At 38.5% G+C, this 14,241-nt stretch carries 15 protein-coding genes; 7 read left to right on the forward strand and 8 right to left on the reverse strand.

The window, feature by feature from the left end; genetic code table 11:
- Positions 1-2 precede the first annotated feature (2 nt).
- Together HNP36_RS05040 and HNP36_RS05045 are read right to left on the reverse strand one after the other, a co-directional pair.
- Positions 3-461, reverse strand: a complete 459-nt coding sequence (locus tag HNP36_RS05040) for a hypothetical protein (protein ID WP_184159783.1) — start codon at positions 459-461, stop codon at positions 3-5.
- Positions 462-532: 71 nt separating this feature from the next.
- Positions 533-1,120 carry a TetR/AcrR family transcriptional regulator gene (locus HNP36_RS05045; protein ID WP_184159781.1) on the reverse strand — a complete coding sequence of 196 codons (588 nt, stop codon included), beginning with the start codon at positions 1,118-1,120 and terminating at the stop codon, positions 533-535.
- A gap of 146 nt (positions 1,121-1,266) precedes the next feature.
- Between HNP36_RS05045 and HNP36_RS05050 the strand changes: the two genes are divergently transcribed.
- A complete protein-coding gene (locus HNP36_RS05050) occupies positions 1,267-2,487 on the forward strand; it encodes an MFS transporter (protein WP_184159779.1) in 1,221 nt (406 codons plus the stop codon).
- A gap of 70 nt (positions 2,488-2,557) precedes the next feature.
- Here HNP36_RS05050 and pdeM read toward each other — a convergent pair whose 3' ends face one another.
- From pdeM to HNP36_RS05070, 4 genes are all read right to left on the reverse strand, one after another.
- Entirely contained in the window at positions 2,558-3,202 is a 645-nt protein-coding gene (pdeM, locus tag HNP36_RS05055; RefSeq protein WP_184159777.1) for a ligase-associated DNA damage response endonuclease PdeM, read from the reverse strand.
- 118 nt (positions 3,203-3,320) lie between these two features.
- The gene (locus tag HNP36_RS05060) at positions 3,321-5,768 is read right to left on the reverse strand and encodes a ligase-associated DNA damage response DEXH box helicase (RefSeq protein WP_262889242.1); all 2,448 of its coding nucleotides are present in this window, start codon (positions 5,766-5,768) and stop codon (positions 3,321-3,323) included.
- Position 5,769: 1 nt separating this feature from the next.
- Positions 5,770-7,350 carry an ATP-dependent DNA ligase gene (locus tag HNP36_RS05065; protein ID WP_184159775.1) on the reverse strand — a complete coding sequence of 527 codons (1,581 nt, stop codon included), beginning with the start codon at positions 7,348-7,350 and terminating at the stop codon, positions 5,770-5,772.
- On the reverse strand, positions 7,347-8,369 hold the full coding sequence (locus HNP36_RS05070; RefSeq protein ID WP_184159773.1) for a ligase-associated DNA damage response exonuclease: 1,023 nt from the start codon (positions 8,367-8,369) through the stop codon (positions 7,347-7,349). The genes HNP36_RS05065 and HNP36_RS05070 overlap by 4 nt, the downstream gene beginning before the upstream one ends.
- Before the next feature lie 178 nt (positions 8,370-8,547).
- Between HNP36_RS05070 and HNP36_RS05075 the strand changes: the two genes are divergently transcribed.
- From HNP36_RS05075 to HNP36_RS05095, 5 genes are all read left to right on the forward strand, one after another.
- A complete protein-coding gene (locus HNP36_RS05075; RefSeq protein ID WP_184159771.1) occupies positions 8,548-9,105 on the forward strand; it encodes a TetR/AcrR family transcriptional regulator in 558 nt (185 codons plus the stop codon).
- Complete coding sequence (locus HNP36_RS05080; protein WP_184159769.1) at positions 9,102-9,635, forward strand: DUF4442 domain-containing protein; 534 nt, start codon at positions 9,102-9,104, stop codon at positions 9,633-9,635. Before HNP36_RS05075 ends, HNP36_RS05080 begins: the two co-directional genes overlap by 4 nt.
- 103 nt (positions 9,636-9,738) lie before the next feature.
- Entirely contained in the window at positions 9,739-10,530 is a 792-nt protein-coding gene (locus HNP36_RS05085; RefSeq protein ID WP_184159767.1) for an SDR family oxidoreductase, read from the forward strand.
- A gap of 3 nt (positions 10,531-10,533) precedes the next feature.
- Entirely contained in the window at positions 10,534-10,935 is a 402-nt protein-coding gene (locus HNP36_RS05090; RefSeq protein ID WP_184159765.1) for a GlcG/HbpS family heme-binding protein, read from the forward strand.
- Between the two features lie 18 nt (positions 10,936-10,953).
- The gene (locus HNP36_RS05095; protein ID WP_184159763.1) at positions 10,954-11,757 is read left to right on the forward strand and encodes a helix-turn-helix domain-containing protein; all 804 of its coding nucleotides are present in this window, start codon (positions 10,954-10,956) and stop codon (positions 11,755-11,757) included.
- Between the two features lie 72 nt (positions 11,758-11,829).
- Here the strand turns inward: HNP36_RS05095 and HNP36_RS05100 are convergent, their stop codons facing one another.
- Complete coding sequence (locus tag HNP36_RS05100; RefSeq protein ID WP_184159761.1) at positions 11,830-12,675, reverse strand: NAD(P)-dependent oxidoreductase; 846 nt, start codon at positions 12,673-12,675, stop codon at positions 11,830-11,832.
- 237 nt (positions 12,676-12,912) lie between these two features.
- Here HNP36_RS05100 and HNP36_RS05105 point away from each other — a divergent pair, with 237 nt between their 5' ends.
- Complete coding sequence (locus HNP36_RS05105; protein ID WP_228456253.1) at positions 12,913-13,551, forward strand: chloramphenicol acetyltransferase; 639 nt, start codon at positions 12,913-12,915, stop codon at positions 13,549-13,551.
- A 73-nt stretch (positions 13,552-13,624) separates the two neighbouring features.
- On the opposite strand, the gene HNP36_RS05110 is transcribed toward HNP36_RS05105, so the two are convergent.
- A complete protein-coding gene (locus tag HNP36_RS05110) occupies positions 13,625-14,218 on the reverse strand; it encodes a Crp/Fnr family transcriptional regulator (protein WP_184159758.1) in 594 nt (197 codons plus the stop codon).
- Positions 14,219-14,241: the final 23 nt, after the last annotated feature.

The following is a 14,241-nucleotide window of genomic DNA, read 5'->3' on the forward strand; positions in this document are numbered from 1 at the left end:
AATTATCTTAAATATGGTCTGTTGGCGAGAGGGGAGAACGGCCACGGAATTGCAATGAAAATAATTACTAAAGCAATGGTGAACCAGATAAACATAGTTTTGAATTTTTCATGATCCGTTTCTTTTCTTTTTGCCAAAGCAGAGCCTACCGTAATCAGTACAACTGAAGTAATCATAAGTGAAATATGGATTAAACCGAAAAAAAGCAGATCTAACGAAGCTTTAGCTTCACCGGGGTTTTTCCAGAAATACTTTACAATTGGACTTTTTGTATAGAGAATAATTCCCAAAGCCAATTGAATATGGGCAATTGTTGCCGTCCAATGCCTTACCGAATCATCAGTTTTATTAAATATTTTATGATGGAAATACCCTCTGAACGCTATCCATATGGCATAAATAAGACTTAATAAAACAATCCAACGGAACATAGAATGAAGAAATGTAAGCGTCTGATACATGATAGTTTTTTAGAACGCTTCAAAGGTATAATAAAAACATACTAATTAGTATGTTTTTTGATAAAAAATTATCAAAGTGAATTAAAATAAGACTTAAGTCCCTTTAAATAAATAAGATACACATATTTTGAATTTTCCAGTTTACCCAAATTCCGCACTCCCCAATAGCCGGACATTACGAAAACAGCAATTTCTCTGGCATTCACATCAGCTTTTACCATGCCTTTTTTCTTTCCATTTTCAATACAAGCTATCATCGCATTTTCCCATTGCTTTGAAAGTTCGTTTAATGCTTTGGTAAAATCTACATTCCAGGGAGCCATTTCCTGTGTGAAATTGGAAGCGGGACAGCCATATTCAACCTTTAAAAAATCATTTTCCATTAAAATGCTGTACACCAGGTTATAAATATTTTCTAAAGGATCATTACTGTTTTGCAGGGGCTCAATGAAAGTACTCCTGAAATTGTTGATCAAAAGTTCATTAATAATAGCCAATCCCATTTCGTCCTTTGTTTTAAAATGATAATAAAAAGCTCCTTTTGTAACCTGTGTAGTTGCAATGATCTCATCTACACTTGTAGTTTGGTAACCTTTTGTATAGATCAATTCAAAGGCTTTCTGAAGAATATTCAATCGCGTGGCTTCTGATTTTTTCATTAAATGAACGGGATTTATTGCAAAGAAACGGAATTTCAAAACAACAAACTATTATTATTCTGATAATAAACTAGAATTTAAATAATTTTTATAATACAATTATTCAGCGGAAATTTGCATAGTCAATTCAACAAAATTACAACACAATGAATTATCAGAAAGAAATACAGGTCAATACAAAATCTGCCATGAAAAGCAAAGGGCTTCCGGCAGCATTATGGGCATTAACAATCAGTGCATTTGGAATAGGAACAACAGAATTTGTGATTGTAGGGCTTCTTCCTACTGTGGCAGGAGATCTTGGTATCAGTATTCCTTCCGCCGGGTTACTGGTAAGTTTATATGCTATTGGTGTAGCTATAGGTGCTCCCATACTAACGGCCTTAACCGGGAAAATTCCACGCAAAACATTACTTATTTCAATCATGGCTTTATTTGTGATAGGGAATGGGCTGGCTTCTGTTGCTCCGGGATTTATCACATTGGTTATGGCCAGAATCCTCACAGGATTTGCCCACGGAGTTTATTTTTCCATTGGTTCCACTATTGCAGCATCGCTGGTTCCGGAAGAGAAGAGAGCTACAGCCATTTCAATTATGTTTGCAGGACTTACCCTTGCCATTGTAACCGGAGTTCCTCTGGGAACTTTTATAGGTCAGCATTTCGGGTGGAGAGCAACTTTTATAGGTGTTTCCATTCTTGGAATCATAGGTTTACTGGCAAGTATGTTGCTGGTTCCCAAAAATCTTAAAAGTGAACAGACTGCTTCTTTGAAAAGCCTTCCGAAAGTATTTGGAAACAAACGTATGATTTTTGCATTTTTAATGACTGCAATGGGGTACGGAGGAACATTTGTTGTTTTCACGTATCTATCCCCGATCTTACAGCAGATTGCAGGATTTAAGGAATCAACGGTCACTTTTATTCTCCTTATCTATGGAATCGCAATTGCGCTAGGAAACCTTCTGGGTGGAAAAACAGCCAATAAAAATCCCCTGAAGGCACTTCTGTGGATGTTTGCAGCACAGGGACTGGTATTGCTTGCCTTTTATTTTACAGCCGGCAGCCAGATTTTAAGTATCATCACCTTATTCCTTTTGGGAGGGCTATCTTTTGCAACCGTACCGGGACTTCAGCTTTTGGTGGTTCAGATTGCAGAAAAAGAGCTTCCCGGAACTGAAGATGTGGCATCAGGAATTAATATTGCGGCATTCAATATAGGAATTGCCATTGGTTCTTACACCGGAGGGATTATTGTAACTTCTTCTCTGGGACTGGCCAGCACACCGTGGATCGGAGCTTTATTTTTACTGGTTACCGTGTTAATTACGGTTTACAGTATCCGTTTAAGCAAAAACAAAAAATAATTTCACCTGTTTATATATTTTAAAGACTGCCTGTTATCGGGCAGTCTTTTGGTTTTTTAAACAGTTTTAATCATATCTCATGAATCCCGGAATCTGTAAAGACAAAGAATTTTCCATCTTTGGGAACATTTTTGGTATCCAGGCCGGTAAATTCACTGAAAGCGGGAAGCAGCAGCTGGTTTTTTGTCTGAACAAAACAAGGAAGCCTGATATTTTTAACAGAAGAACTCAGTACCACGCCCGGATGAATATGCCCTGTGATCTGAAATTCAGGTATCGTTGTATCAAAATCATGGATCATTGTAAAACCGTCAATTGTAAGGGAATCAGATTTAAAATTCAGGCATAATTTCTGTTCCAGTTCCTTGGATAAACGGTCATGATTGCCTTTGATAAGATAAAAAAGAAGATCAGGATACTGATTTCTCCAATTGCAGAACTCGTCAACATCTGAATTATCTCCGGCATGAAGCAGATCCCCAACCACAATGAACTTTTCGGGCTGAAAATATTCAATAAGAACGGAAAGCCTTTCCAGATCACTTTTCATGATATGATTGGCCAGTGCAATGCCATTTTTCCTGAAATGAGCAGTTTTTCCAATATGAAGATCGGAGAGAATCAATGCTTTCTCTTTTTTCCAAAATGCTGCCCGTTGGTTGGTTAAAGTGAAAACTTCGTTGTTTATACTGATATTTTTTACTGCAATGTTCAATTTTTGTATTGATATATTAATGATTTTTCAGCTACCCCGTATTTTGCTATGTAAAATCCACCCTTTCAGAGAAGGGGAATTATGCAATCCCGGACCCCGGTACCACGAAACTAGATAATCAACCGTTTTTCCGAGCCTGTTCTACCATCCGTTTGATTCTTGCATCCAGACTTTCACTCGAAAGCGTCTGCCTTAAACTGTCTACTTTGATCGGGAAACTGAGCGGTGTAAAGGTATGGGAATATTTTAAAATGATTTTTGATTTTTCAATTCTTTTAAAAGCCTCCACAAGACGTGGTTCCTGAAGCTGCATATTGAAAACTTCGGTATAGGCCTGCCTCACAAGGAAATGATTGGGATCATAGTCTTCCAATACTTTAAAAATTAAACCTGCAGAACTCTGAAGTGATTTGTTGGAACGCTGTTTTCCTGCATAATTCTGGATCACCATTCCCGAGATCACTGCAATATCACGGAATTTACGTCTTGCCATTTCCGCCGAATTAATACTGGCTATAACATCATTCATCAGGTTTTCCCTGGTCAGGATTTTATCCAGATTACCTTCATTCAAAGGAATTTCCTTGTCACTGAATAGTTCAAAACCATAATCATTCATCGCCATAGAGAAAGAGATAGGGGCAAGTTTAGAAATGCGGTAGGCAATCAGCGCAGCCATTACTTCATGAACCAGACGGCCTTCAAAAGGATACATAAAAAGGTGATAGCCTTCGCGGTTTTTAATCAGCTCAACCAGAAATTCATCTTCTTTAGGAATATGGGAATTTTTTTCCTGATTGGCCAGTAAAGGATGAAGAAATTTCAGTTCTTTTTCTGATGCTTTAGGATTTAAGGTGTGAGAGAGTTTTTCCCTTAGAAAATGCCCCAGATTTGAGCTTAAAGGAAGCCTGCCGCCAAGATAACTCGGAGCCATGGCTTTTCCTTTTGCTGAACGCACATAAACCGTCATATCTTTGATCATGGCCACTTCAAGTGTTCGCCCGGCGAGAATAAATTTTTCCTCTTTTTTTAATTTTGAAATAAAATATTCTTCCACCATTCCGATATAACCGCCGGAAATAAATTTTACCTTCAGCATGGCATCACTTACGATAACGCCCATATTCATGCGGTGGAGCATAGCAATTTTCCGGGAAGTCACTCTATAAAGACCGTCTTCCATAATCACTATTTTGTGGAATTCTTCATAGCTTTTCAGAACGCTTCCGCCAATGGTGAGAAAATCGAGGATGCTTTTCCATTCTTCTGCGGTCATTTCCTGGAAAGCGTATATTTTTTTTATTCTTTCAAATGTTTCTTCAGGATAAAATCCGTCACCAACTGCCAGCGTCATCAGAAACTGAACAAGTACATCAAAGCATAAAACCTGTGGTTCACGGGGTTCTATTACTTTCTGCTTTACGGCTTCTTTTAGTGCTGCTACCTCGATCAGTTCAAGAGAATGAGTGGGAACACAGTAAATTTTAGAGGTTTCAAAAGGGGAGTGTCCGCTCCGTCCTGCCCGCTGTAGAAATCTTGCCACACCTTTTGCCGAACCAATCTGGATAACGGTATCTACGGGCTTAAAATCAATTCCGAGATCTAAAGAGGAAGTGGATACTACAGCTTTCAGTTTTCCTGCACTTAAGTTTTCTTCGATCCAGATGCGCAGATGGGCATCAATAGAACTGTGGTGAATAGCAATCTGACCGGCAAAATCAGGATAGGCATCCAGTAAAAGCTGATACCACATTTCACTCTGACTTCTTGTATTGGTAAAAACAATGGTAGATTTTGATTCAAGGATAATCGGGACAATTTTATCGGCTAATTTTGCTCCCAAATGTCCGGCCCAGGGAAGTATTTCAATCTCATCCGGAATTACCGGGAGAATATCTATTTTTTTATGTTCTTTGGCGGTGATCTTTGTTTTTTTAATGTCATATGGAATCAAAACGTCCATTGCTTCTTCCAGGTTTCCAATGGTTGCCGTAATTCCCCATATTTTTATTTCAGGAACATACTTTCTCAGTTGAGAGACAGCAAGTTCTACCATAACACCACGTTTTGAACCAAGCAATTCATGCCATTCATCTACTGCAACACACTTCATACTCTGGAAAAACCGGGCATGATTTTTCTGTCCCAGAAGCAGATGAAGGCTTTCAGGAGTAACAACCAGAATCTCAGGCATATTTCTGACCTGCTGCTGTCTTACTTTCGGATCGGTATCACCATTTCGTACTCCAACAGTCCAGTCGAGGCCAATTTCATCCATTGCTTCCTGCATAGCTTTGGCAATATCTTTAGACAGAGAGCGAAGGGGAGTGATCCAGATCATTTTCAGTCCTTTACCGTATTTTTCAGGATGATTCATAAAATCTGAGATCAGGGCAAGGAAAACTGAAAATGTTTTTCCGAAACCTGTTGGCGCAACAACCATTCCGCTATATCCGTTTCCGAATTTCTGCCAGGTGTCTATCTGAAATTTGAAAGGGGAAATATCTTTATCAGCCATCCACTGCTGAATGACCTTGAATCCGTTGGTATTTTCAAATGCTTTCAAATTATTGGATCAGTTTTTTTATTTCTTCCAGTTCATCAATTTCGTCTACGGTTTTATCTTTCCGCCATCTTACAATTCTTGGAAATCTTAAAGCAACTCCGCTTTTATGCCTGCTGCTGAATCCTATACCTTCAAAAGCAATTTCAAAAACCAGTTCAGCTTTCACCGTACGGACAGGCCCGAACTTTTCAATAGCATTTTTATTGACGAACTTACTGACTTCCATGATTTCTTTATCGGTAAGCCCTGAATATGCTTTTGCAATGGTCACCAGAGTGTCCCCGTTTTTTACGGCAAAGGTATAATCCGTGTAGTAGGCACTTCGTCTTCCGCTACCTTTCTGGGCATAAATCAAAACAGCATCAATCGTTAACGGGCTCACTTTCCATTTCCACCAATCGCCTTTTTTCCGTCCGGAATGATAGGGTGAGTTTTTCTGTTTTAGCATTAAGCCTTCACTGTTGATGTTTCTTGATTCTTCCCGCACTGTATTCAGATCTTCCCATTGAGCAAAATCAATGAGCTGTGAAAGTTTAATGTTGGGAGGAGTTTCATTCAACAGCAATTCTTCCAGCATGGCTCGCCTTGCAGCCATAGGTTTTTCCCGGAGGTCGGTTCCTTCAAGTTCCAGCAGATCATATACAAAAACTTCAATAGGAATATCCGTCAGCATTTTCTTTGTTAAAGTTTTCCTGTTTAATCTTTTCTGTAATTCATTAAAATTTAAAACATTAGCATCCTTTACCGCAAGTATTTCTCCATCTAAAACAAAATTACCTTTCATAGCCTGTACGGTCTCTTTTATTTCCGGGAACTGATCTGTTACCAGCTCTTCGCCTCTGGACCAGATAAAGACTTCATCATTCCTGCGGATAATCTGCCCGCGGATTCCGTCCCATTTATATTCTACCTGCCAGTCTTCCGGATTTCCAAGTTCTTCCGGTTCTTTTTCCAGCGGATAAGCCAAACAGAAAGGATAGGGTTTTGAATTATCCGGATTAACATTTTCTGCCGAGATCAATTCCTTAAATGACACTTCACCGGGTATCCATTTTCCCATGAGGCTATGCATCAGCGTGCTTGACTCCTGGGAAGAGAATTTGGTGAGTGCATTAATCAGAGTTTTATCAGAAACACCGATACGGAAGCTTCCGCCAAGCAGCTTGTTGAATATCAGTCGCTCAGTATAATCTAAACCGTTCCAGGATTTCAGTACAAATTCTTTCTTTTCAGCATCGGATTTATCTTTTAAACCAACAATATCCGTCATCCACCGGGAAAGAGTCCGGTCTATTTTTTCTGAGGGTGGAGGAAGGATCAGTGAAATGGTTTCCCCCAGATCTCCCACTGAAGAATAGCTTTCCTGAAACAGCCAGAATGGCAGCTGTGCAATTTCCAGCGCCCATTCTTTCATATAATTGGTATTAACGTTCCTTTTAGGTCTTTTCCCTGTGAACAGGGCAATGAACCATACTTTATCTTCATCAGGAGCACGTTCCAGATAATCGATAATGGCGTCTATTTTTGCATTGGTCTTATTGGTGGTTTCCAGCGCATTGATCAGGTCGGCAAAATGTTTCATGGCTCGGGGTTTTCAATGATTTCTTTTTCTGCTTCCTCTTCGTCTTCACCAAACTGTGTCTGTACAACATCCGCTTTGATCCCGATTTCATTCAGATATTTTGAGAAAATCTCGGTCTGGCCATGGGTAACGTGTACTATTTCAGCTTCGGTAGCTTTTATGGCCTGTAATAATCCTTTCCAGTCTGCATGATCGCTCATGGCAAATCCGGCATCGGCACTGCGCCACCTTCTTGCCCCGCGTACCTGCATCCAGCCTGAACATATTGCCGTTGCCGCATCAGGTATTTTCCTGATTATACTGCTGTCTAAAAGTGCCGGTGGTACAATGACAATTTCATGCTGTACTTCTTTAGCATTTTCTCTGAAATCTGCAGTTTTATAGTCGGGAAGACTAATTCCTACAGATTCAAAGGCTTCATTCAGTTTTCCGATAGAATAATGGACATAGATTTTTCCCAGACCTTCCACCGCTTTCATAATACGCTGGGCTTTTCCCAACGAATATCCTATAAATACCGATGTTTTGGAATTTTCCTTATTTTTAAGTACCCAAGTTTGAAGCTTTTTATTAAGATCCGGAACTTCCAGCCAGTTGTAAATAGGCAGTCCGAAAGTACTTTCTGTGACGAATTCATTGCATTTTACCAGTTCAAATGGTGTGCTTAATCCATCTTCCTGTACTTTATAATCCCCGGATATAACGGTAACATATCCTTTATATTCCAATCTTACCTGGGCTGATCCAATGATGTGGCCGGCAGGATGTAAAGAAACTTTTACACCGTTGAGGATTATCGTTTCACCATATTCAACTCCCTGACATTCAATATCCATCCCGATTCTTTGATAAAGGATAGGTTTTGTATAATGGTGGCAAAGATATTTTTTCATTCCCCAACGTGCATGATCAGCGTGTCCATGGGTAATGACTGCCAGATCCACAGGCCTCCAGGGATCAATATAAAATTTACCCTGCGGACAGTAAATGCCTTTTTTTGTAAATGTTATCAGTTTCAAATGAAAATATTTTGATACTTCTATAAAATTTATGTATTTATAGAGTTTTGGTTATGTTTCAATCTTCAAAAACCTAACCAATCCTTATTTTTCTATGAAAATATTAAACAGTTTTTAAATTAATACTTAAAAATCAATTTTATTTTGTAATTTTATCTACCTACTAGTAGATAGATTTATGGAGACCAAAGATAAAATTATTGAAATCGGCAATAAGTTGCTGGTTGAAAAAGGGTATAATGCCTTTAGTTATGCTGATATAGCTAAAAGCATCAATATAAAAACATCGTCAATTCACTATCACTTTCCCTCCAAAATAGACTTATGCCTTGCTATTATTGAAATGCATCAGCAACGTATCCTGAATCTGAAATATTCTCAAAATGAACTTTCAGCAACAAAAAAGCTACAGGGTCTTTTTAATTACTATCTGTTTCTTATTGATAAGCAGCAGATCTGCCTTACGGGTACTTTAGCATCAGATTATAATTCACTGGATGAAAAGATCACAGAAAAACTAAAAGGATTCAATGAAATTATTTTATTGCATACAACGGCAATCTTAGAATCCGGCATTGATAAGAAAGAATTCCGAAGCATCAAAAACTGCCGTTTAAAGGCTCTGGAAATTTTATCTGTGCTGGTTGGGCTGGCACAAATAGGAAGACTGTATACAAAGGATGAAATTCAAATTTTAATGGATGAAATTATTAACAATCTAAAACCTGAAAAATGAGTTTTTACCAAAAATTAAGCAAATACGGAACAAAGGTAGTCGGACAGCCAAAATTGTTTAAATGGGCATTCAATTTATCTCCTATGTACCGCAGAAGCACAGCCAGAATACAATCTGTTTCTGAAAACTTATCAAAGATATGCATCAAACTTCCTATTAGCTACAAGAACAGGAACTATATGGGAACTATTTTTGGCGGCAGTATGTTTTCTTCGGTAGATCCGATTCCTATGGTACAGCTGATCTACCTTACAGACCACAAATATGTTATTTGGGATAAATCGGCAGAAATCTATTTCAAACGTCCTGCTCATATCGATCTTTATGCAGATTTCATTTATACAAAAGAAGAATTAAAAGAAATAGAGGAACGCATAAAAACCGAAAACGAGATTGTTATTGTTAAAACAACACAGCTTACAGACAAAAATAAGGAAACCCTTTACTGTGAGATCAAGAAAACGATCTACATTGCGGATAAAAACTTTTATAAACAGAAACGGCAACTGAAAAAGCAAGCGTCTGGATAAACCAATTCACACTGGACTTTTCAGCAATAAAACATTGAACTTTTCACCAATAACCTTTCTTCTGAAATCCAGGAAATTTGTACTGTAACAATAAGAAAACAAAATGAGTAAAACAATCTTAATTACAGGTGCAGCAAGCGGTTTCGGAAAAACAGCCGCATTTGATCTTGCCAGAAAAGGACATAAAGTTATTGCAACCGCGCAGGTTTATCCGCAAATGAGTGATTTAATCCGTGAAGCAAAGGAACAGGGAATTGAACTTACCGTTGATAAACTGGATGTTACCAGTTCGCGGGATATCGCTTATATTCATCAGAAATATGATATTGATATTCTGATAAGCAATGCAGGCATCATGGAAGGCGGTCCTATCGCTGAACAGCCGCTGGAACTTATCCGTTCTATGTTTGATGTGAATGTTTTTGGCGGGTTAGAACTTGCCCAGGGCTTTATCAAAAAATTCGTTGAGCAAAAGAAGCCGGGTAAAATTGTATTTACAACGTCTATGGGTGGTTTGTGGACTGTTCCTTATGTGGCGGCTTACTGTGCCTCAAAACATGCTATGGAATCCATTGCAGAAGGTTTAAAAACTGAACTGGCTCAGTTCAATATCAAAATTGCGACCTGCAATCCGGGAGTTTTTGGGACAGGATTCAATGACAGAGGGGTGGATTCTATCTTCCGCTGGTACAATCCTAAGGTGAATTTCACTCCTGAATCAGCTTTTGACGGAGCAGCTGAATCTCTTGCTCACCAGTTAGATCCGCAATCTATGGCAGATGTGATCGTTAACGTAGCTCTGGATGACAATTCTAATTTCAGAAATGTACACCCTAAGGAAACAGAAGATTTTGTAAAACAGCTTCAGGCTGATGCATGGACTGCAAAAAGCTAGATCATGAGTATCACATATAAACAGGCCGCAAAAGCTCTGAATGCAGCTATAGAAAAAGCAGAATTCATCAAAATTCCCGTAAGTATTGTGGTGGTTGATTCCGGTGGACATCTTATGGCATCTGCAAGATTAGACAGTGTTTATGGTGTCCTTGAATTTGCTCTCAAAAAAGCCAAAACAGCTGTAATGTTTGGCGTAGATAGCGATGTAATGGGCACTATTATTGCCGGAGCAGGTTTTCACGGATACGGTATGCTGAATTCCAATGACGGACTTCTGACCATAGCCGGTGGAGTAGTGATCAGGGATAATGAAGGAAAGATCATTGGTGCAATAGCATCTTCCGGCGGAACTCCTGAGCAGGATAAAGAAATTGCAGAGGCAGGTGCTTCCGTTACAGACTAAATTCCGGATATTTGTATTATGGAGACTACTTCTGAGATCATATTTGATAAACTGGTGTATTCATGTTCCTTTGAAACGTACAGGGGACATGAGGAATTTATTCCGGATCATTTTCTTGGTTTTCAGCTGTCCGGTGAGACCCATGCGTTTCATGATAAAGGGAAAACTGTTATTAAAGAAAATACAGTTGTTCTGGTCAGAAAAAACCAGCTGATCCGAACGATAAAACATCCGTCAAAGAATGAAAAATACCAGTTTTTATCTATAACCCTTGATCAGGAAACACTCCGGCAGTATGCGGCAGAAAACAAGATTACTGCAGGTGAAAGAGTTTCAGATAATGAAAAGCTTTTTTTTGAATCGGATGAATTTTTCAAAGGGTATTTTGCTTCGCTCTTGCCCTATATCGACAAAACAAAAACAGCAACTTCCAGACTGGTGGTTTTAAAGATCAAAGAGGCTATAGAACTGGTTCTCCAGAGCAATCCTGATTTCAAGAACCTTCTTTTCGATTTTTCCGAGCCGCATAAGATTGACCTGAAAGAATTCATGAATAAAAACTTCATGTTCAATGTCTCAGTGGAAACATTTGCAAAGCTTACAGGCCGAAGTCTTTCGGGATTTAAACGTGATTTTGGCAAAGCATTTAATATGACACCCAAACAATGGCTCAGGGAAAAAAGGCTGGAGGAAGCATATTACCAGATTCGTCATAAGAATAAAAAACCATCCGACATTTATCTGGAGCTGGGATTCGAAAATTTATCTCATTTCTATTATTCATTTAAACAAAAGTTTGGTCTCACCACCAGCGAAATTTAAAAAGACACATTTATATAAAAAAGGAGCAACTTAAAACTGCTCCTTTTTCTTGTAAGAGATTAATTGCTGTTTCTATTTTTTCAGATAATTAATAATACCGATCACATCATCTTTACCAAAACCTTCATCATGTGCGGACTGATAAGTTTCGCTCAGTACTTTCGACAGAGGGAAGTCAGCACCAGCATTTTGTGCCAGAAGAATATCTTTCAGCATCAGGTCCAAAGCAAAAGCAGGCTCATACTGGTCCTTGATAAGCATAGCTGTTTTTACCTTGGTTGCACCGTTTCCACTGGCACTTTCATTGATGATTTCCAGCATTGCGGAACGTCCAATTCCCAATTTATCTGCAAACAGAACTGTTTCTGCCAATCCTTGATAAATAGCGGACAGGAAATAGTTGATTGACAATTTTCCGGCAATTCCTTTTCCGTTTTCACCTAAATGTTTTACCGCTTTTCCCAGCTTTTCAAAATAAGGCATTGCCCGCTGGAGATCTTTTGTTTCACCACCAGCCATAATAATCAGAGTTCCTTCTGCAGCAGGAATTGTACTTCCTGCAACCGGAGCATCAATGAAAGAGGCTTCTTTTATTTTAACGGCACCACTCAGTTCGGAAGTTACCTGGGGAGAAATGGTACTCATATCTATAAAGAGTTTTCCGCTGATATCTGATTTCAGAATTTCCTTATAAACAGCTTTCACAGCATGATCATCTGTAAGCATTGTAAATATGATATCATTGTTTTGAATCAATTCCGGGATTTGAGTGTAAACGGTTGATTTTTCTTTAAAGTTCTCAGCTTTTTCAGAAGATCTGTTATAAACTGAAAGCGGGAACCCTGCTTTTTCAAGATTTTTGGCCATAGGATGCCCCATGTTTCCCAATCCGATGAATCCTATTTTTTCTGTCTCCATATTTTTTCAATAAATTAATGCAGGCTTGTTCAGTATCAAAAGCCCAGTAAGATGTAATAAGAATTTACAATACAAAAGAGAGATCTGATATTGTATGTATGCTCTTTTTGCATCAAAAAACCGACCAAAACCAACTTTTAAAAATTAAGATTTGATTATATTTCTATTGATTTATTTCAGTAATATTTTTTCAGATTTGCTTTTAAAACCGGGAAAACTTACGGAAATTTGCAGCAAATGAAATTAATGAAGGTTATAGATATTGAAACATGGAACAGGAAAGAACATTTTGAGTTCTTCTCAAAAATGGCAAGCCCGTATTTCGGGTTTACTACAGAGGTTGACTGTACAAAAGCTTATGCCTATGCAAAGGAAAACGGGCATTCTTTTTTCGCTACCTATCTTCACAGGTCAATGGTTGCTGTAAATGCTGTAGATGAGCTTAAACTCCGTATCCTCAACGGTCAGGTAGTTTTATATGATGCCATCCATGCAGGAACTACGATAGGCCGGCCGGATGGTACTTTCGGTTTTGCATTTATCCCTTTTTCAAAAGATTTTAATGTGTTTAATACGGTGATGCAGGAGGAAATAGAAGATGTATACCGAACTTCAGGCATCAGAATGAATAACGGAGAGCTTGGAAAAGATCTCATCAGGCATTCAACCATTCCGTGGAATTCTTTCAGTGCGTTGCTTCATCCTACCAGTTTTAATAATTCGGAATCTGTCCCTAAGATCACATTTGGAAAGTTCAGCATCCGTGACGGAAAAAAATATCTCCCGGTTTCTGTGGAAGCACACCACGGACTGGCAGACGGGATACATATTGCGAGATACCTGGAAGAGTTTCAGCGACAGCTTGATGGTGAGTAATAGTAATTTCTGTTTTGAGATACGGGATACGGAATTTGAAGGCTCATTCTATAGTGACCTTTGATCTTTCCGATTAATACATAATTTTTCTCTTCTCTATTTTTAAGATCTTATCTTTTTCCATGCTCTTTATAGCTCTTATAACTGTTTCTACGCGAAGACCGGTAAGGGAAGCCAGCTGTTGTCGTGTCAGAGGGATTTGGAAAGAGTAGGGACTTTTGTCCTCATGATAGCTTTTGAGGTAATCCATCAGCTGCTTGAGCTTCAGAACAGGATTCTGAAAAGAAAGGTTATACAGCATGATATATTTGTAATACATCCTTTCTGCAAGACATTGGTATACATTCAGGGAAACTTCCTGATTTTCTTTTATTAAATTCAAAAAACGGGATTTTGGAAGCCTCAGAATACTGGAATCTTCTATTGCTACAGCATTCATTGGGTAGGGACGGTCTACAAACAGCAGTGATTCTCCGAAACTGTGGCCGTTGAAAAATATATTCTGAATGAATTCCTTTCCGCTCTCCGTATAGTTGTTGAGCTTTACCTTTCCCTGATTAATCTGGTAATAAAACATTGAAAACTCACCTTCCCGAAAAATAATATCTCCTGCTTTATACTTTTTAGTTTCTGCACCGAATGACATAAGTAAATCTTCAACGATCATGGTTTGACAGTTTTTAATTAAAA

The organism is Chryseobacterium shigense (assembly GCF_014207845.1).
Classification (GTDB): Bacteria; Bacteroidota; Bacteroidia; order Flavobacteriales; family Weeksellaceae; genus Chryseobacterium; species Chryseobacterium shigense_A.

Bases quoted from the DNA above. Each gene is read 5' to 3' on its own strand.
- HNP36_RS05050 (WP_184159779.1), top strand. From the start codon at position 1,267: ATGAATTATCAGAAAGAAATACAGGTCAATACAAAATCTGCCATGAAA.
- HNP36_RS05105 (WP_228456253.1), top strand. From the start codon at position 12,913: ATGAAATTAATGAAGGTTATAGATATTGAAACATGGAACAGGAAAGAA.
- HNP36_RS05100 (WP_184159761.1), bottom strand. From the start codon at position 12,675: ATGGAGACAGAAAAAATAGGATTCATCGGATTGGGAAACATGGGGCAT.
- HNP36_RS05095 (WP_184159763.1), top strand. From the start codon at position 10,954: ATGGAGACTACTTCTGAGATCATATTTGATAAACTGGTGTATTCATGT.
- HNP36_RS05075 (WP_184159771.1), top strand. From the start codon at position 8,548: ATGGAGACCAAAGATAAAATTATTGAAATCGGCAATAAGTTGCTGGTT.
- HNP36_RS05110 (WP_184159758.1), bottom strand. From the start codon at position 14,218: ATGATCGTTGAAGATTTACTTATGTCATTCGGTGCAGAAACTAAAAAG.
- HNP36_RS05085 (WP_184159767.1), top strand. From the start codon at position 9,739: ATGAGTAAAACAATCTTAATTACAGGTGCAGCAAGCGGTTTCGGAAAA.
- HNP36_RS05040 (WP_184159783.1), bottom strand. From the start codon at position 461: ATGTATCAGACGCTTACATTTCTTCATTCTATGTTCCGTTGGATTGTT.
- HNP36_RS05065 (WP_184159775.1), bottom strand. From the start codon at position 7,350: ATGAAACATTTTGCCGACCTGATCAATGCGCTGGAAACCACCAATAAG.
- HNP36_RS05080 (WP_184159769.1), top strand. From the start codon at position 9,102: ATGAGTTTTTACCAAAAATTAAGCAAATACGGAACAAAGGTAGTCGGA.
- HNP36_RS05045 (WP_184159781.1), bottom strand. From the start codon at position 1,120: ATGAAAAAATCAGAAGCCACGCGATTGAATATTCTTCAGAAAGCCTTT.
- HNP36_RS05090 (WP_184159765.1), top strand. From the start codon at position 10,534: ATGAGTATCACATATAAACAGGCCGCAAAAGCTCTGAATGCAGCTATA.